The 17,253-nt window shown below is 66.1% G+C and carries 13 protein-coding genes and 1 rRNA gene; 9 read left to right on the top strand and 5 right to left on the bottom strand.

What is annotated here, in order from left to right; genetic code table 11:
• The first annotated feature begins 111 nt into the window (after positions 1 to 111).
• The 6 genes from rrf to MKK51_RS12045 all read left to right on the top strand — a co-directional run bounded on the left by rrf (position 112) and on the right by MKK51_RS12045 (position 8,273).
• Positions 112 to 227: ribosomal RNA gene (gene rrf / locus MKK51_RS12020) — 5S ribosomal RNA — on the top strand.
• 238 nt (positions 228 to 465) lie between these two features.
• The gene (locus MKK51_RS12025) at positions 466 to 1,176 is read left to right on the top strand and encodes a response regulator transcription factor (RefSeq protein WP_243977581.1); all 711 of its coding nucleotides are present in this window, start codon (positions 466 to 468) and stop codon (positions 1,174 to 1,176) included.
• On the top strand, positions 1,173 to 2,561 hold the full coding sequence (locus tag MKK51_RS12030; RefSeq protein ID WP_243977342.1) for a sensor histidine kinase: 1,389 nt from the start codon (positions 1,173 to 1,175) through the stop codon (positions 2,559 to 2,561). The genes MKK51_RS12025 and MKK51_RS12030 overlap by 4 nt, the downstream gene beginning before the upstream one ends.
• A gap of 293 nt (positions 2,562 to 2,854) precedes the next feature.
• On the top strand, positions 2,855 to 3,061 hold the full coding sequence (locus MKK51_RS12035; protein ID WP_243977343.1) for a type II toxin-antitoxin system ParD family antitoxin: 207 nt from the start codon (positions 2,855 to 2,857) through the stop codon (positions 3,059 to 3,061).
• Positions 3,048 to 5,156, top strand: coding sequence for a PAS domain-containing protein (locus MKK51_RS12040; RefSeq protein ID WP_243977344.1), 2,109 nt, complete (start codon positions 3,048 to 3,050; stop codon positions 5,154 to 5,156). Before MKK51_RS12035 ends, MKK51_RS12040 begins: the two co-directional genes overlap by 14 nt.
• A 258-nt stretch (positions 5,157 to 5,414) precedes the next feature.
• Positions 5,415 to 8,273 carry a bifunctional [glutamine synthetase] adenylyltransferase/[glutamine synthetase]-adenylyl-L-tyrosine phosphorylase gene (locus MKK51_RS12045; RefSeq protein ID WP_243977583.1) on the top strand — a complete coding sequence of 953 codons (2,859 nt, stop codon included), beginning with the start codon at positions 5,415 to 5,417 and terminating at the stop codon, positions 8,271 to 8,273.
• Positions 8,274 to 8,433: 160 nt separating this feature from the next.
• Here MKK51_RS12045 and MKK51_RS12050 read toward each other — a convergent pair whose 3' ends face one another.
• From MKK51_RS12050 to MKK51_RS12060, 3 genes are all read right to left on the bottom strand, one after another.
• Positions 8,434 to 9,447, bottom strand: a complete 1,014-nt coding sequence (locus MKK51_RS12050; protein WP_243977345.1) for an adenosine kinase — start codon at positions 9,445 to 9,447, stop codon at positions 8,434 to 8,436.
• Between the two features lie 99 nt (positions 9,448 to 9,546).
• Complete coding sequence (locus MKK51_RS12055; RefSeq protein WP_243977346.1) at positions 9,547 to 9,867, bottom strand: hypothetical protein; 321 nt, start codon at positions 9,865 to 9,867, stop codon at positions 9,547 to 9,549.
• Between the two features lie 84 nt (positions 9,868 to 9,951).
• Positions 9,952 to 10,845, bottom strand: a complete 894-nt coding sequence (locus MKK51_RS12060) for a sulfite oxidase heme-binding subunit YedZ (RefSeq protein ID WP_243977347.1) — start codon at positions 10,843 to 10,845, stop codon at positions 9,952 to 9,954.
• Between the two features lie 225 nt (positions 10,846 to 11,070).
• Between MKK51_RS12060 and ligA the strand changes: the two genes are divergently transcribed.
• The gene (gene ligA, locus MKK51_RS12065) at positions 11,071 to 13,494 is read left to right on the top strand and encodes an NAD-dependent DNA ligase LigA (protein WP_243977348.1); all 2,424 of its coding nucleotides are present in this window, start codon (positions 11,071 to 11,073) and stop codon (positions 13,492 to 13,494) included.
• Positions 13,491 to 14,360, top strand: a complete 870-nt coding sequence (locus MKK51_RS12070; protein ID WP_243977349.1) for a 3'-5' exonuclease — start codon at positions 13,491 to 13,493, stop codon at positions 14,358 to 14,360. The genes ligA and MKK51_RS12070 overlap by 4 nt, the downstream gene beginning before the upstream one ends.
• Here the strand turns inward: MKK51_RS12070 and MKK51_RS12075 are convergent.
• Positions 14,347 to 14,829: a peroxiredoxin gene (locus MKK51_RS12075; RefSeq protein WP_243977350.1), complete on the bottom strand. Its 483-nt coding sequence runs from the start codon at positions 14,827 to 14,829 to the stop codon at positions 14,347 to 14,349. The two genes, MKK51_RS12070 and MKK51_RS12075, sit on opposite strands and share 14 nt — an antisense overlap.
• 688 nt (positions 14,830 to 15,517) lie before the next feature.
• On the opposite strand from MKK51_RS12075, the gene MKK51_RS12080 reads away from it, so the two are divergent.
• Complete coding sequence (locus MKK51_RS12080) at positions 15,518 to 16,114, top strand: YqgE/AlgH family protein (protein WP_243977351.1); 597 nt, start codon at positions 15,518 to 15,520, stop codon at positions 16,112 to 16,114.
• 22 nt (positions 16,115 to 16,136) lie between these two features.
• Here the strand turns inward: MKK51_RS12080 and MKK51_RS12085 are convergent, their stop codons facing one another.
• Positions 16,137 to 17,123 (bottom strand): hypothetical protein, encoded by a 987-nt coding sequence (locus tag MKK51_RS12085; RefSeq protein WP_243977585.1) that lies wholly within the window; start codon positions 17,121 to 17,123, stop codon positions 16,137 to 16,139.
• Positions 17,124 to 17,253: the final 130 nt, after the last annotated feature.

A 17,253-nucleotide genomic window follows, 5' to 3' on the forward strand; every position in this document is an offset into this window, starting at 1 on the left:
TGTTATACACTCAACGCACGCCCACACAATATCCCCAATAACGTCCACCCTTGCCCTGCACGACGCCCTTCCGATCTCAAAATGCTTGCCGAACAGCCTGTCCTCCGCCGGTCTGGTGGTTTGGGCGGTGTGCCCAGAACCCGATCCCATCTCGAACTCGGCAGTTAAACACACCAGCGCCCATGGTACTGTGTCTCAAGACACGGGAGAGTCGGTCGCCGCCAGACCTGCACAGAACAGATTACAGCCCCGATAAACGATCGACGCAAAACACCCGCCTCTCACGAGGCGGGTGTTTTGCGTTGTGGCATCGCTTGTCTTACCGAATGGTCATGATCCAGCCAAAGCGCGGTAAGCCGATCTCCGGCATCCTCCGTCCCGTCTCACGAGAGGGGAGGGGGCTTCGTGCCGATCCAGGTTCAACCGGCTTTCCCGCGCAGTCCCGACCACGTATCGTCCGGCCCCATGCGCCTTCTCATCATCGAGGACGACCGCGAGGCGGTTTCCTATCTCGTCAAAGCCTTCAGGGAAGCCGGTCACGTGCCGGACCATGCGGTCGACGGGCTCGATGGCTATGCGCTCGCGCGGGAAGGCGCTTACGATGTCCTCATCGTCGACCGCATGCTGCCGAAGCTCGACGGATTGTCGCTCATTCGCTCCCTGCGCGAGCAGGAGGTCACGACCCCCATCCTGATCCTCTCGGCCCTCGGTCAGGTCGACGACCGGGTGAAGGGCCTGCGGGCCGGAGGCGACGACTATCTCCCGAAACCCTATGCGTTCTCGGAATTGCTCGCCCGCGCCGAAGTGCTGGCCCGGCGCCGGGCCGCCTCGCCCGGAACCATGGAGGCGACGTCCTATCACGTGGGCGACCTGCACCTCGATCGCCTGTCGCATCGCGTCACGCGCGGCGGCCATGACATCCTGCTCCAACCCCGTGAATTCCGGCTGCTCGAATATCTCATGCGTCATGCCGGGCAGGTGGTGACCCGCACAATGCTGCTCGAACATGTCTGGGACTACCATTTCGACCCGCAGACCAACGTCATCGACGTCCATGTCTCGCGCCTGCGGGCCAAGCTCGACAAGGATTTCGACACCGCTCTGATCCATACGATCCGCGGTGCCGGCTATATCCTGCGACCGGACGAATCGCCCCGCGAGCCGGTCGCCTCGTGAGCGAGGCCGAGCGGGCGCCCGCGCGGATCCGGAACCTGTTCCGGACGACCGCCTTCAAGCTCTCCTTCGCCTATCTCCTCGTCTTCGCGACCTTCGCCTTTCTGGCCCTGGGCTATGTGGCCTGGAATGCGAGCCGTGTCCTCGACGACCAGATGGTGTCGACCATCGAGGCCGAGATCAACGGCCTGTCGGACCAGTACAAGGCCGGTGGCCTGCGCCGGCTGATCTCCGTCGTCGAACGCCGGGCCGGCGAACCCGGCGCCTCTCTCTATCTGGTGACGACGGCGGCGGGTGAGCGGGTCGTCGGCAATGTCGGCGCGCTCGCGGACGGAACCCTGGCCCAGCCGGGCCAGACCGAGGCGGCCTATGCCCGCAGCGGTCAGTCCGATGTGCTCGACCACCACGCGATCATGCAGGTCTTCGTCCTTCCCGGAGGGTTTCGCCTCGTCGTCGGGCGCGACGTGGAGGAGCGTGACAGGCTGCGCTCCATCATCGCGACGACCTTCGGCTCCTCCGTGGCCCTGGTCGTCATCCTCGGCGTCGTCGGGGGATGGTTCGTGGCCAGCCGCGTCCTGCGGCGCGTCGATGCCATGACGGAGACGACGCGCCGGATCATGGCCGGCGACCTCGACGGGCGCCTCGCGGTGGCCGGCAACGGCGATGAGCTCGATCGCCTGGCGAGCAATCTCAACGAGATGCTCGAACGCATCGGTGAACTGATGCGCGGCCTGCGCGAAGTCTCGGACAATATCGCCCATGATCTCAAGACCCCGCTGACCCGGCTCCGCAACCGCGCCGACGAGGCGCTCCACGGCGCCGACACGCCCGAGCAGTTGCGCGGCGCCCTGGACGGCGTGATCGAGGAGAGCGACGGCCTGATCCGGGTCTTCAACGCCCTTCTGATGATCGCACGGCTGGAAGCCGGCAATGCGCAGGAGATCATGGCCCGGTTCGATCTCGGCCTCGTGGCGCAGGAGGTCGGCGAACTCTACGAGGCACTGGCGTCCGAGCGGGGAATGGAGCTCGTCATCGCGGCACCCGAAGGGCTCCTGATCCGTGGCAACCGCGAACTGGTGGGGCAGGCCCTCGCCAATCTCATCGACAACGCCGTGAAATACGGCGGCTCGGGCGGGACGGTCCGTGTCACGGCGGAAGAGCGCGGGTCGGGTGTGGCGGTCATCGTCGCGGATAACGGCCCCGGCATTCCCGAGGAGGCGCGCGGGCGTGTGCTCGGCCGGTTCGTCCGACTGGAGGAGGCGCGCTCCCTGCCGGGCTTCGGGCTCGGGCTCAGTCTCATCAACGCGGTGGTGCGCCTTCATCAGGGCACACTCGCCCTGGACGACAATCGGCCGGGACTTCGCGTCGTGATGACCCTCCCGGCCTGAGAGGGTTCGCAAAACTCCCGGTGACGGCCGGTTCTCGCTCACGGCACGACTGCGCGGCCGAGACGTTTTGATAGATACGAAGCGGGTCCGCGTTGGCGAGCCCATGCTCCATCGGGTGGTCGACATCCGGCGGATGGAACCGACGGCCTGGCTCCGCTCTCGACCCTACTCGGACACTGGCGTAGGCACCGTCCAACGTCCGGTCCTGCCGGAAAGCGGACGCTATAAGGGCCGCGACCGGATTCCACATGTGTCACGTGTAAGACAGTGTGTGGACGTGTTACCGATCCGGCATGGCCGTGCGCGAAACCATCACCATCTCCGTGCCCCCGGAACTCCGGGTGTTCTTGCAAGGGTGCGTCGCCACCGGCCGCTATAGCAGCGTCAGCGAGGTCGTGCGGGCCGCCCTGCGCGAGTTCGAGCACGCCGAGATGGGTAAGACCCCGATCTCCCGGCAAGCGATGGCGCAGAGGACTCCTCCCCCTCATGACCGCGCCTGATCCGATGTCGGGTAGCCTCGACTTCCTCAGCGAGGGTGGTGAGATGGGCGCGCGCATCCGCGTTCATGACTGGGCGGCTACACCACTTGGCGAACCGTCATCGTGGCCGCAGTCCCTGCGCTCCACCCTGTCAGTCTGCCTAAACTCGTCGATCGTCAGTGCCCTCTACTGGGGCTCTGAGTTCGTCCTAATCTACAACGACGCCTACGCTCCCGCTCTCGCCGAGCGCCATCCGCAAGCGCTAGGCCAACCGCTTCGCGAGGTCTGGTCCGAGCTCTGGTCCGTGCTCGAACCCCAACTCGAACGTGTCATGGAGACAGGGCAAGGGTTCGCAACAGACCGGCAAAGGCTGCTAATGAGGCGCCATGGGCGCATGGAAGAGACCTACTGGTTTTATAGCTTCGCGCCCGTGCGCGCCGAGGGTGGAGCGGTCGCAGGCGTGTTCGTCAACGCCATGGATGTTACGTCGCAAGTCGACACCGAGCTAAAGCTCCGCGAGCGCGACGAGCGACAGCGACAGGTCTTCAGGCAGATGCCCGGCTTCGTAGCGGTCTTGAAAGGTCCTGAGCACGTCTACGAGTACGTCAACGAAGCCTACGTGACGATAGCTGGTCAGCGCAGCTTCCTCGGTCGCGAGGTGCGAGACGTGTTCCCCGAGCTCGAGGGGCAAGGCTTCTTCGAGTTGCTCGACCAGGTCTACACGAACGACGAACCGTTCTCGGCTCAGGGTTTGCCGCTCCGTCTCGCTGGTGAGGACGAGGACCGCTTTATCGATCTTCTGTACCAGCCGATCCGCAACGATGACGGCGTGGTCAACGGCATCTTCGTCGGCGGCTACGATGTCACCGTGCAGAACCGCGCAATAGTCGCCTTGCGCGAACTCAATGAGACGCTCGAACAACGGGTGGCCGAGCGCACCAAGGAACTTATGCTGGCGGAGGACGCCTTACGCCAATCCCAGAAACTTGAAGCCATCGGCCAACTGACCGGCGGCGTTGCCCACGACTTCAACAACCTGCTCACCGTCATCAAGTCGTCCACTGACCTGCTCAAGCGTCCCGACCTCGCGGAGGAACGCCGCCTTCGTTACGTCGCGGCGATCTCCGATACGGTTGACCGCGCTGCCAAGCTCACGGGGCAGCTTCTCGCATTTGCCCGGCGGCAGGCGCTCAGGCCCGAGGTGTTCGATGCTGCCGAGAGCGTTCGAGCAATCAGTGACATGATGGGTACGCTCACCGGCTCACGTATTCACATCGTCACGCAGCTTCCGGTTGATCCCTGCTTCATGGATGCCGATCCCAGCCAATTCGATACCGCGCTGGTGAACATGGCCGTGAACGCACGCGACGCGATGAACGGCGAAGGGCACCTCACGATCCGGGTCGAAGCCGTCGAGCAGATGCCAGCCATCCGAACGCACGCGGCGGTGGTTGGGGCGTTCATCGCCGTGTCCATCATCGACACCGGCTCTGGCATCCCTGAGGAACGCCTGGACCACATCTTCGAGCCGTTCTTTACGACCAAGGGCGTGGGGCAAGGCACGGGGCTTGGCCTGTCGCAGGTGTTCGGCTTCGCCAAGCAGTCTGGTGGCGAGGTCGCGGTCACAAGCGTGGTCGGCAAGGGCACTACGTTCACCCTGTACATGCCGAGCGTCGAGACGATGGGACAGGTAGCGGTCCCCTTCGAGCCCGAGGTTCTGATGGATGGTCACGGCACCTGCGTGCTCGTGGTGGAGGACAACGCGGAGGTGGGCAACTTCGCGGTTCAGACCCTGCGGGACCTGGGTTACGTGCCCGTGCTGCCGACGCATGCCGAGGAGGCGCTGGCCGAGTTACGACGAGATGCCAACCGCTTCGACGTGGTGTTCACGGACGTGGTGATGCCGGGCATGACCGGGATCGATCTCGCCCACGAAATTCGCCGTCTGCATCATGATCTGCCGGTCCTACTGGCTTCGGGCTACAGCCACGTGCTCGCGCAGAACAGCACCTACGGGTTTGAGCTACTGCACAAGCCTTACTCGATCGAGAACCTGTCGCGCCTTCTGCGCAAGGTCGCGACGTGGCAGCGCCGCAAGCGCATCGTGGGCTCGTAGAGCGCCGTCATCGTCTGCTCTATCCGTGTTCCGGACATTCGTTAGACGATTGTCGAACTTCCGCTGACCACCCTGGACAGACGCTCAAGGCGGGTACCCTCCGTCAGATTTCCACCACGAGCTTGGGCTCTTGAGGTGTCGTGCGTTGTCTGACGTCACATCAGTGCCCGCTTTTGCTGAACCCGTTGAGCCGGGAAAGGACAGCCCGTGACCGAGGAAGCGCCTTTGACCCAGCGCCTGACGAGGGCGCCCGTCCTGATGGATCCCGAACGTGCGGCGGCACGGCTCGAAGAGGTCGAGGCCTCGTTCGGCCCTCTCGACGAGGCGGGACGAGCGCTGCTTCTCGGCCTCGCCGACCATTCTTCCTTCCTGTGGCGCTGCGTGGTGCGGGACCCCGGGCGCGTCGCCGCGATGCTGGCCAGCCCGCCCGAACGCGTGGTGGCCGACCTCATCGCCCGGCAGCGCTCCGCTGCACGCAGTGAGAGCGGAGAGGTCCGCGATCTCGATGCCGTCGCCGCCGAATTGCGACGCAACCGCGGCGACCATGCGCTCCTCGTGGCTCTCGCCGATATCGGCGGGCTTTGGCCCCTGGCGACGGTGACCAAGGCGCTCTCCGACTTCGCCGATGCATCCGTCCATGCCGCGGCCGACGCCTTGTTGCTGCAGGCGGCCAAGGCCGGGCGGTTCTATCCCCAGGACGTCGCGAGCCCTCAGGCCGGATCCGGCCTCGTCATCCTCGGCCTCGGCAAGCTCGGGGCCGGCGAACTCAACTATTCCAGCGACATCGACCTCGTCGTGTTCTTCGATCCCGATCTCGCGCGGCTGAAGGAGGGGCTGGCACCGACGCCGTTCTTCTCCAAGCTCGCGCAGGGGATCGCCAAGCTGCTGCAGGAGCGCACCGCCGAGGGCTACGTGCACCGCGTCGATTACCGGCTGCGCCCCGATCCCGGATCGACGCCGACGGCCATCTCGCTGAACTCCGCCTATCTTTATTACGAGAATCTCGGCCAGAACTGGGAGCGCGCCGCCTATATCAAGGCCCGTGCGATCGCCGGAGACATCCAGGCGGGCGAAGACTTCCTGACCGGCTTGCGGCCCTTCGTCTGGAGAAAATATTTCGATTTCGCCTCCATCGCCGACGTCCATGCGATGAAGCGCCAGATCCATGCCGTGCGGGGGCACGACACGATCGCGGTCGCCGGCCACGACATCAAGCTCGGGCGCGGCGGTATCCGCGAGATCGAGTTTTTCGTCCAGACCCAGCAGCTCGTCTTCGGCGGGAGACGGCCGGACCTGCGCGGCCGCCGCACCATCGAGATGCTGGCGGCGCTCACGAAGGAGGGCTGGATCGACGGCGCCGCGCGCGACGAACTGGGACAAGCCTACGATTTCCTGCGCACCGTCGAGCATCGCCTGCAGATGGTGAACGACGAGCAGACCCAGCGATTGCCGATGGAGGCGGCCGGGATCGAGGCGTTCGCACGCTTTGCCGGTTTTGCCGATGCGGAGGCGTTCGAGACGGACCTGATGCACCACGCCCGGCGGGTGCAGGCGCATTACGCGCTGCTGTTCGAGGCGGAACCGGACCTGTCCGCCTCGGTGGGGAATCTCGTCTTCAGCGGGACGGACGACGATCCCGCGACCCTCGCCACCCTGCGGACCCTGGGCTTTGCCGATCCCGAGCGCGTGGCCGAGACGGTGCGCGGCTGGCATTTCGGTCGTCGCCCGGCCGTCCGCACGGCGCGGGCCCGCGAGGTTCTCACCGAACTCGTCCCGGCCTTGATGCAGGCGCTCGGCGGCACACCGAACCCGGATGTGGCCCTCGACACCCTCGACCGGGCCTTCGCGCGGATGCCGGCGGCGGTGGAACTCCTCACCATCCTGCGTTCGAACGACCGGCTGCGCCTGCTCTTCGCCGACCTGCTGGGGAGCGCACCGCGCCTCGCCGAGACCGTCGCCTTCAGCCCCCATGTCCTCGATACGGTGATCGACCCCGCCTTCGTCGCGCCGACGGTGGATGCCGGCGATATCGCCGCGCAGTACCGGGGCCTCGTCGGCAAGCCGGCGGCCTACGAGGATTTTCTCGACCGCAGCCGGGATGCGGCGCGGCAGCTGCGCTTCGTGACCGGGGCGCGCTTGCTCACCGGCATCCTGTCGCCGCAGGCGGCGGGGCGGGCCTATGCCGGCATCGCCGACGCCGTGGTGGAGGCCAGCCTCGAAGCGGTCTCGCGCCAGTTCTTCGCCGAGCATGGGGAGGTGCCCGGTGGGCGCTGCGTCGTCCTCGGCCTCGGTCGGCTCGGCGCCAAGCAGATGACGGCGGAATCCGACATCGACCTCGTCGTGCTCTACGATTTCGACACTGAGAACCGGACGAGTCGGGGGCCGAAGGCGATCGACGCGGTCATGGCCTACAACCGGCTGACGCAGCGACTGGTGGCGGCGCTGACGGCGCTGACCCGGCGCGGCGGTCTCTACGAGGTGGACCTTCGCCTGCGTCCCGGCGGCGGGCAGGGGCCCGTGGCCGTGCAGGTGCGGAGTTTCCTCCCCTACCAGCAGGGGGAGGCCGATCTGTGGGAGCATATGGCGCTCACCCGTGCCCGGGTCATCGCCGGGGACCGGAGCCTCGGCGACGCCGTGATGGACCAGATCCGGACCATCGTCGGCTCGACGCGCGAGACGGCGGAGGTCTACCGCGCGGTGCGCGAGATGCGTCAGGTCGTGGCCGGCGAGAAGGGGTTTGCGGGACCGCTCGATCTCAAGCTGGCCCCGGGCGGATTGCTCGATCTCGACTTCATGGCCCAGGCCCTGACCCTGGCCCATGCCGAACGCCATCCCGGTCTCATCGGCCTCGATGCATCCTCTGTTTTCGCCGAGGCCGGTAAGCGGGGCCTGCTACCGGTGAACGAGGCCCGTCGGCTCGGCGAGGCCTATCGCATCGTCGACGACGCCCTCCATTGGCAGCGGCTGATGGGCGAGGCGGAATCGAAGGCGGGCGCCTCGGTGGCGCTGACACGGCTCGCCATTGCCATGGGCCTGCCGGATGCCGCGACCCTGGCGGCGGAACTCGATGAACGCCGCGCCGAGGTCAGATCGCTGTTCGAGCGCTTGCTCGGCTGAGGCTCGCCGGCCCGCTCGTTCGGGTCTGTCCCACCGGAATCGCCGTCATTCGCCGCTGCGTCGTAAATCGCGGCCGATGGCGGTCGAACGGGGGGTGCCGTGGCGGTCGAACGGGGGGTGCTGCCGTGGCGGTCGAACGAGGGGTGCGATGGCGGTGGCTTCAGAGAAGGCCGCGCCCCTTGGCTAGGGCCACGAGGTCGTGCTGCGGCCGGGCGCCGATATGCTGGATCACCTCCGCCGCCGCCAGCGCCCCGAGCCGGGCGCTCGACACGTTGTCGAGACCGCGGGCGTGGCCGGCGAGGAACCCCGCCGCGAACAGGTCTCCGGCGCCGGTCGTATCCACCACCTCATGCACCGGTGCGGCCTCGATGGCGCGGATCTCGCCGCCCTTCACGACCATCGCGCCCTCGGCGGACCGGGTGACGAGGCCGAGGAGATGCATGCCGCGCTGGTTGCGCTCGTCGCGCAGGGCCTTGATCGCGGCCTCGTCGTCCTGCGTCTCGTAGAGGCTCTTCAACTCACTGATATTGGCGAACAAAATGTCGATGCTGCCATCGCGGATGAGGCCGAGAAACTCCTCGCGGTAGCGCCCGACGCAGTACGCGTCCGACAGGGTGAGCGCGACGGCGTTGCCGGCATTGTGGGCGATCCTGGCGGCCTTGCGGAACGCGTCCTTGGCCGCCGGCGGGTCCCAGAGGTAGCCCTCGAGATAGACCGTGCGGGCGCTCGCCACGGTGGCCTCGTCGACATCGGCCGGCGACAGACCCTGGCAGGCACCGAGATAGGTGTTCATCGTGCGCTCGCCGTCCGGCGTCACCAGGATGAAGCAGCGGGCCGTTGCCGGTCCTTCCGACGCGGGCGCTACGGCGAAGGACACGCCGGTCGCCTTGAGATCGTGAGCGAAGAGGCCGCCGAGCTTGTCGTCGCGGACCTTGCCGATGAAGCCGGTCTTCGCGCCGAGGAGGGCCGCGCCCACCGCGGTGTTCGCACCCGAGCCGCCGGAGACGATGGTGGCCGGTCCCATCACCGAGAACAGGCTCTCCGCCCGCTCTTCGTCGATGAGCTGCATGGCGCCCTTGGGGACGCCCTGCTGCTCGAGAAACCCGTCATCCGTCCGCGCGATCAGGTCGACGATGGCATTGCCGAGGACGAGAAGGTCGAGGGGAGCAGTCATCGGACATCCTGTCTGGCGCTGGCGATGCCGCAGGCTGTGGCATCGCACCCGGGGAGGGTCAAGCGCGGGAGGCGCGACATCGGTCTCCGAAGACCTCGGCTATTGCAGCGCCTTCACCTCGCACTGCACGTAGTCGCCGCTCGCTTTCACATAAGCGTTCAGCGCCTTCACATAGGCCTCGGCCAGGGGACGATAGGCCGCGATTTGCAGGTTGTAGGCCTTCACCGCGTCGTTGAACGTGTAGGCCTCCCAGCCGGGACATCCGCCCTTGGCGTCGAGGCAGGCGGGCTTGGCGGGAGCAACCGGCTTCGTCGGGCGCGTCGCCGGGTCGGGCGGCATGGCCTTCGCGCATTCCGCCATGGCGAGGGACGGCAGAAGGGCCGTCAGGACGAGAGCCGCTCCAAGAAGCCTGACACGCATCGCTGGAATTCCCTCACGTTCGAGACGCCCGTTCACCAGGACGGCGCTGCGCTTGTGCGCGAGGGATTGGTCCGTCGCAAGCGCTCAGCTCGCCTGGACGGCCTCCTGCCCGGACCGGTGAGAGACCGGTTTACCCTTGCCGCCGCCATTCATGGCCGGACGCATGATGTTGAGCAGCGGCAATGCGATGCCGGTGACGAGCACCCACCAGGCCGGACGCAGGCCATCGTAGAATTCGAGGTTGGCTCCGAGCACCGCGCTGGCGGGCACGCCGCTTTTGAACCCGTACCACGCCGCTTCCACCAGCGCGGTGACGAGGGACGTCGCGAGGGCGAGGCCGAAGAGGGTGATGGCATTCATCGGAAGACGGTAGCGCTGCATAGCCCGCCATCCCATCAGCAGAAGGAACAGGCCGGTCCAGTAGACCGGCGCCGACACGTCGATCTTGGCCTGAAGGAAGTAGTGGAGCAGGCCGAGCACCGCGATGGCATAGACGGTCTTGTGCAGGCGCGGCCAAGCCTTTCCGAGGCGGCGGATCATCCCGTCCGTGGAGGTGATCCCCAATACGGCGAGGCCGAGCAGGGCCACGAAGCCGATGGTGAGGTAGAACCGCGAGACAATCTCGCTCGCGACCTTCGACAGGATGAAATTCTGGTCGACGACGTAGAGACCGAGATGGACGAGCCCATAGGCGAGGACGGTGAGGCCGAGCATGCGCCGGACCAGGATGAGCTTGGGATAGTTCGCGATCCGCCTCAGCGGCGTCACCGCCAGGGAGAGCAGCAAGAATCGCACGGCCCATTCGCCCGTACCGTGGATAAGGGCGGTGATCGGCTTCGGCCCGAGGGCGTCGAACCCATAGGCGGCGGCGAGCCAGAGCCCCGGTGCCAGCGCGAACAGGAATGTCGCGAGTTTCAGGCCCGAGACGCGGCCGGCGCGGTCGCGCCAGGGTGCGGAGAGAGCGGGTTTGGCCGGCATGAAGATCCGTCGGTGAAAAGTCCTCGCCTTCAGATAGGCGAACGTGGGGAGGATATGGGGTGGCTCGGTCGCACGTTCGCGCGAGACCGCCTCTTCCATTCGTAGGCCTTCGACAGAAGGTTACCTTTCCGTCGTGCCGCTGCGGCGCATCCGCGGGGCCTCCCGTCGCGGTATCCGGATGTGATAAACTCCGCGACGCCCCAGCCAAAGCCGTGAAACGTGTTCATGCCAGCACCCGCCTTGCCCGACCCGATCGATGCATTCAGCGCCGAGGAGGCTCGCGCCGAGCACGCCGCATTGTCGGAGCAGATCGCGGAGGCGGACAGGCTCTATCACGGAGAGGATGCGCCCGAGATCACGGATGCGGAATACGACGCCCTCCGGCGTCGCCTCGAGACGATCGAGACCCGCTTCCCCGATCTCGCCGGCACCGGACAGGCAAGCGTGTCCGTGGGCGCGAAGGCCTCTGAGAAGTTCGCCAAGGTCCGGCACGCGGTGCCGATGCTGTCGCTTGGCAATGCCTTCGCAGACGAGGAGGTCCACGATTTCGTGGCCCGGGTCCGCCGCTTCCTCAACCTGCCCGACGAGCCGCTCGCCTTCACCGCTGAACCGAAGATCGACGGCTTGTCCCTCTCCCTACGCTACGTGGAGGGCAAGCTCGTCACGGCGGCCACGCGCGGCGACGGCGAGGTCGGCGAGGATGTGACCGCCAATGCGCGAACCGTCTCCGGCATCCCTGAGACGCTGGCGGGGACGGGCTGGCCGGAGATCTGCGAGGTGCGCGGCGAGGTCTATCTCTCGCACGCGGATTTCACCGCCATCAACGCCCGCCAGGAGGCGGCGGGAAAGGCGCTCTTCGCCAATCCGCGCAACGCGGCGGCTGGGTCCCTGCGCCAGCTCGATTCCCAGATCACCGCCTCGCGACCATTGAAATTCTTCGCCTACGCCTGGGGCGAGATGTCGGAGATGCCGGAAGTCACGCAGCACGGAATGATCGCAGCCTTCGCCGCTTGGGGATTCGCGGTGAACGACCGCACGGTGCTCTGCGCCGACGCTGAGGCCATGCTGGCGCATTACCGCGTCATCGAGGAGGATCGCGCCGGTCTCGGCTACGACATCGACGGCATCGTCTACAAGGTCGACGATCTGGCGCTTCAGCGCCGCCTCGGCTTCGTCTCGCGCAGCCCGCGCTGGGCGCTGGCGCACAAGTTCGCCGCGCAGAAGGCCTTCACGATTCTGGAGGCCATCGAGATCAATGTCGGCCGGACCGGGTCGTTGAATCCGTTGGCGCGCTTGAAGCCGGTGACGGTGGGGGGCGTCGTCGTCTCGAACGCGACGCTCCATAACGAGGGCTACGTCCAGGGCGTCGGCGGCGACGGCGAGCCGATCCGCGACGGTCGCGATATTCGCGTCGGTGATACGGTCATCGTCCAGCGCGCCGGCGACGTGATCCCGAAGGTCATGGATGTCGATCTCGCCAAGCGGCCGGCTGATGCGAAACCCTATGTCTTCCCGGAGACATGTCCCGCCTGCGGCAGCCGCGCCGTCCGCGAGGTCAATCCGCGCACCGGTCAGCGCGACGCGATACGCCGCTGCACCGGCGGTCTCATCTGCCCGGCGCAGGGTCTGGAACGCCTGAAGCATTTCGTCTCCCGCAACGCCTTCGATCTCGAAGGCTTCGGCCAGACCTATATCGAGGTGCTGTTCGAGGCCGGTCTCATCAAACAGCCCGCCGACTTGTTCCGCCTTCAGTTCGCATCGCTCAAGGAGGCCATCGTCGCTCGCCGCGAAGCGCTTTCGGCCGAGCGCCGCGCCGAGGGTGAGCCACCGGCGAAGAAAGCGAAGAAGAAGGGCGACGACGAGGACAAGGCGATCAAGAACCTCTTGGCCTCCATCAATGAGCGCCGCAGCCTGCCCCTCAACCGGTTCCTGTTTGCCCTCGGTATCCGCCATATCGGCGAGTCCACCGCCAAGGCCCTTGCCAAACGCTTTCCGGACATGCCGGGCCTAATGCAGGCGATCGCCGCTGCCGCCGCCGCTCAGGCCGGACCGGATTGGCTCGAACTCTCGGCGGTGCCGAGGGTCGGACCGACGACTCGGGACCGGTTGCTCGAATTCGGTTTCCCGGGCGAGGCAGAAGGCGGCGAGGCTGCGACGGGCCGGCGGCCGACCGCGGCGCAGCGGGCCAACCTGATCGCCCATTACGGCGACGAGGCCGCCGTGGGAGCGGCCGTCGCCCGTGCCCGTGACCAGCGTCCCGGGGATCCCTACCGGGTCTTCGCTGACGATGGCGAGATCGGCCCCGTGGCGACGGATTCTCTCATCGCCTTCTTTGCCGAACCTCACAATGCCGATGCGGTCCATGCCCTGCTCGATGAGGTCAACACCGAGCCGATGGCCGCGGCTGCCACGGCGACTGCTTTCGCTGGAAAGACCGTGGTCTTCACCGGCTCCCTGGAGCGCATGACCCGAAGCGAGGCCAAAGCCACGGCCGAGCGCCTCGGCGCCAAGGTCTCGGGCTCGGTCTCGGCCAAGACAGACCTCGTCGTCGCGGGTCCGGGAGCGGGCTCCAAACTCAAGGATGCCGAGAAGCACGGGGTCAAGGTGGTGAGCGAGGAGGATTGGCTCACCATGGTGGAGACGGCGTGACGACGCTCGCCATCGATTTCGAGACAGCCAACGAGCGGCGCGACAGCGCCTGCGCGGTCGGGCTCGCCTGGATCGAGGGTGGGGCCGTGGTACGGCGTGAATCCCGGTTGATCCGCCCTCGTGAGATGCGCTTCTCCCCCGGCAACATTCGTGTTCACGGTATCCTGCCAGCGGATGTCCGCCAGAAACCGGAATTCCCGGACGTGATGGCGGAGTTTCTGCCTGACCTCTCGTCCGGGCTGATTCTCGCCCACAATGCCGGCTTCGACATGGGCGTGCTCCGCGCCTCGCTCCATGCCTATGGGATGGCCGTTCCGGCTATTGCTTCGCTCTGCACCCTCCAGATCGCCCGGAAGGTCTTTCCCGCACCGGAGGGATGCGGCCTTGGCAAGGTCGCCGCCCGGCTTGGCATCCGTTTCGAGCATCACGATGCGGGCGAGGACGCCTACGCCTGCGCGGAGATCGCCCTGGCGGCGGCAAGGGAGCGTGGCGCGCCCGACATTCCCGCCCTGGCGAGGGCAATCCATCTACCGATCACACGGCTGCCGGCCGGTTATGTCGAGCGGGAAACGCGATCGTTCGGGACGCCCGGCCTGCAGAGTGCGGCGATGCGGTTTTCCGTGCGTGGGAGCCGCGGCAATCTCTACGCAGTGACCCTGGAGGATCGCCCGGGCGGCCCGCGCCTGCGCTGCACCTGTATGGCGGGACGCTACGGCGTCGCCTGCCGCCATGCCAAGGCGCTTCTCGTCGGCGATATCACCGATCTCGTGTCCGGCAACCACGCGGACGTGGTCGCCCTTAGCCGGATGTTCGACGAGGCCGCGATGCCGCGGCCTCGTCCTCCAGAACCGTTCAGATCACCTTGAGCAGGGCGTCGACGCCGGAAATCTCAGTCTTGGCCGGGGATTCTTCGACGTTGAGAACGCGCACGACGCCGTCATCCACCAGCATGGAGTAGCGCTTCGAGCGCGGCCCTAGGCCGAAACCGGCCCCGTCCATGTCGAGGCCGATCGCCTTGGCGAACTCGGCATTGCCGTCGGCGAGGAACTCGATCCCATCGGCGTTGCTGGCCTTCTGCCAGGCTTCGAGCACGAACACATCGTTGACCGAGGTGACGGCCACGGCATCGACGCCGCGCGCCTTGACCTCTTCCTGCTTCTCGACGAAGCCGGGCAGGTGGTTGCGGTGGCAACTCGGCGTGAATGCGCCGGGCACGCCGATCAGAACGATGCGGCGTCCCTTGAAGATATCGTCAGTGGTCTTCGCCTCGGGGCCCCCGGCGCCGCTCACGCGAAATGTCACCTGGGGAAGGTGGTCGCCAACCTGGATCGTCATCCGTCCTCGTCTCCTCAGATCGCCTAGAGCCCATACCCGGTCTTGAGGACCGATTCTGACACCACGTGGTGCGTGAGCCCATCGGCCAACGGCGCCATAATGGCCCTCCGATGGGCGAGAAGGGTCTAGCCCGTGCCCATGGGCGTGTCGAGGCAACCCGCGGAGAAGCCGGTCCCGTCCACATTTCCCTGATGGATCGCGACCGTATTCAACGAGAACGGAAAGGATGCCATCCTCAGCCTCGCCGGGTTCAGCTCAGGAGCGGGATGCGAAAGGCTGTTTCGGTTCCTGACCCTAAGGAAGGCCGAAAACGGATGAATAGACGAGATGAGGTAGTCAGCTCGATGCCGCCGATATCGGCCTCGTGGAGAGCTGTCCGTCGTCGTCTTCTCGGAGCAGGGAACGAAGATCGTCAAGTTGATGCTGATCCGAAGTGGCATATGTCACTTACGGCTCAATTCCGACCGCCTGTTGCTCATCGAGAACCACGAGCGGGTCGTAAGGCTGAAGAAGCAGAGGATCAATTCCGATGCTTGGGCCGTCGAAGCTCAGGAGCCTCGGAAAGCCTCGAAAAAACTCTTCACTTCCTGTCGCCTCAGCGGTCAGAGCAAGGTTGCCTTCTTCGTTATCCCGATGGACCTGTCGCATCCCCGCTGGACAAGCCCTCCGGCCCAGGTAGCATGATGCGATGCGACATGATCCGGTTTCCGCCTATCTCGACGGTCAGTTCCTGGTAGCAATGCCCGGCCTCACGGACGAGCGCTTTGCAAGGTCGGTGATCTATCTTTGCGCCCATTCAGCCGATGGGGCGATGGGGATCATCCTGAACAAGCCGGCCAGCGACCTGAACATGCCCGACCTCCTGGTCCAATTGGATATCGCCAGCGAGGATGACGCGATCCGCCTGCGCGAGACGGTCGGTCATATTCCGGTTCTGATGGGTGGCCCGGTCGATGCCAAGCGCGGCTTTGTGCTTCACACCGACGATTTTCACATCGACCAGTCGACACTTATCATCGATGACGGGATATGCCTCACCGCCACCGTAGAAATTCTGCGGGCCATCGCGAGCGGGGCGGGGCCGGCCAGCGCTGTCCTCGCCCTCGGCTATGCCGGGTGGCAGGCGGGTCAGCTTGAGAGTGAGATCTTGGCCAATGGCTGGCTCAACTGCCCAGCCGATCCCGACATGATCTTCAATGCCGCGCTCGACACCAAGTACGAGCGCACCCTGCGCAGCAACGGAATTGATCCGGCGATGCTCTCACTTAGTGCTGGCCGGGCCTGAAGGGCATCAGCCCAGCCACGTCTCACTCGCCGACCGGAGAACCGTCACCGTCGGGGTTCATCCCCTCCACCGCCGGCTTCGGCTTGCGCGGGCGTGGCGTCGTGCTCGCGGTCGGTGTGCTCGTATTGGCACCGAGCCTCGCCGCGAGAGACAAGGCACGGGCTTCAGTAAAGCGCACGTTGCAGAAGCCGTGGGCGCCCTCGCGGGCATAGGTCCGGCATGTTTGCTCGCGGTCGGAGGAGAAAGCCGCCTGTTCGGTCACGATCGTGCGAACATCCTGCCCACGGGCACGCTGAGTCATCACCTTGTAATTGTCTCTCACAGCCTTGTCAGCGACGCCTCGTCCGGAATCGAATTCGGCGGAACGTGGGATCAGGGTTGCGGCGGCAGGTCCCCAGAGACCCGAAGGAGTCGTTGCGCAATCGGCCGATGCGAAGCTGCAGACACGACTGCCGCCCAGCGACGTCACCAAGACGCTACCCTCGAGAACCTCGAACCGAAGCGGACATTCGCCGCCCGCTATCTCGTAGCGTGCCACGCCCTGGGGACGTCCCTCGGAGGATAGGGAGATCGGCGAGCCGCCCGAAAGCGGAACCTTGCAGGCCTCATTCGGCTGCGAAATCTTGGTGCCGGGCAGGGTGACCCGCACCGTTGCCGCGCTGCCCGCCTTGTCGATCTTGAGGCTCCCGGTCAGGCCGTTCAGCAGGAGTTCCTGGCCAAGAATGTTATCATCGCCCGGCGTCTTGAGGACGACGGGGCGCAGGGGAGCCGGAGCCGCTTTCGGCGCTTCCGGCGCCGATTCTCCCGGCGCGCCTTGCGGGAGCAGTGTCCCTGGCTGAGGCGCCCCCGCCGGAGGTACTCCACGCGACGGCACAGGAGGCTTGGCCGCCTTGCCGATGCCGAACAGTTCCTCGAAAAAGTTCTGCGCGGACGCTTCGTGAGCCGAGAGAGCGACCAGGGGCAGGACGAGGAGAGAGGGGATCAGGCGGAAGGCTCGGGACGGACGCATCAGGTCTTTCATGCCTCTGAAGCTCGCAGCACCGGACCGACGAACCGTGAATGTGCAACGGGCTTTCGTCTTTGCATCAGCTTTTTCGAAACCCGGTATCATATGTGGGGCTGACGCTTCCGATGGCCGA

Source organism: Methylobacterium sp. E-045, from assembly GCF_022829685.1.
In the GTDB taxonomy this organism is placed as follows: domain Bacteria; phylum Pseudomonadota; class Alphaproteobacteria; order Rhizobiales; family Beijerinckiaceae; genus Methylobacterium.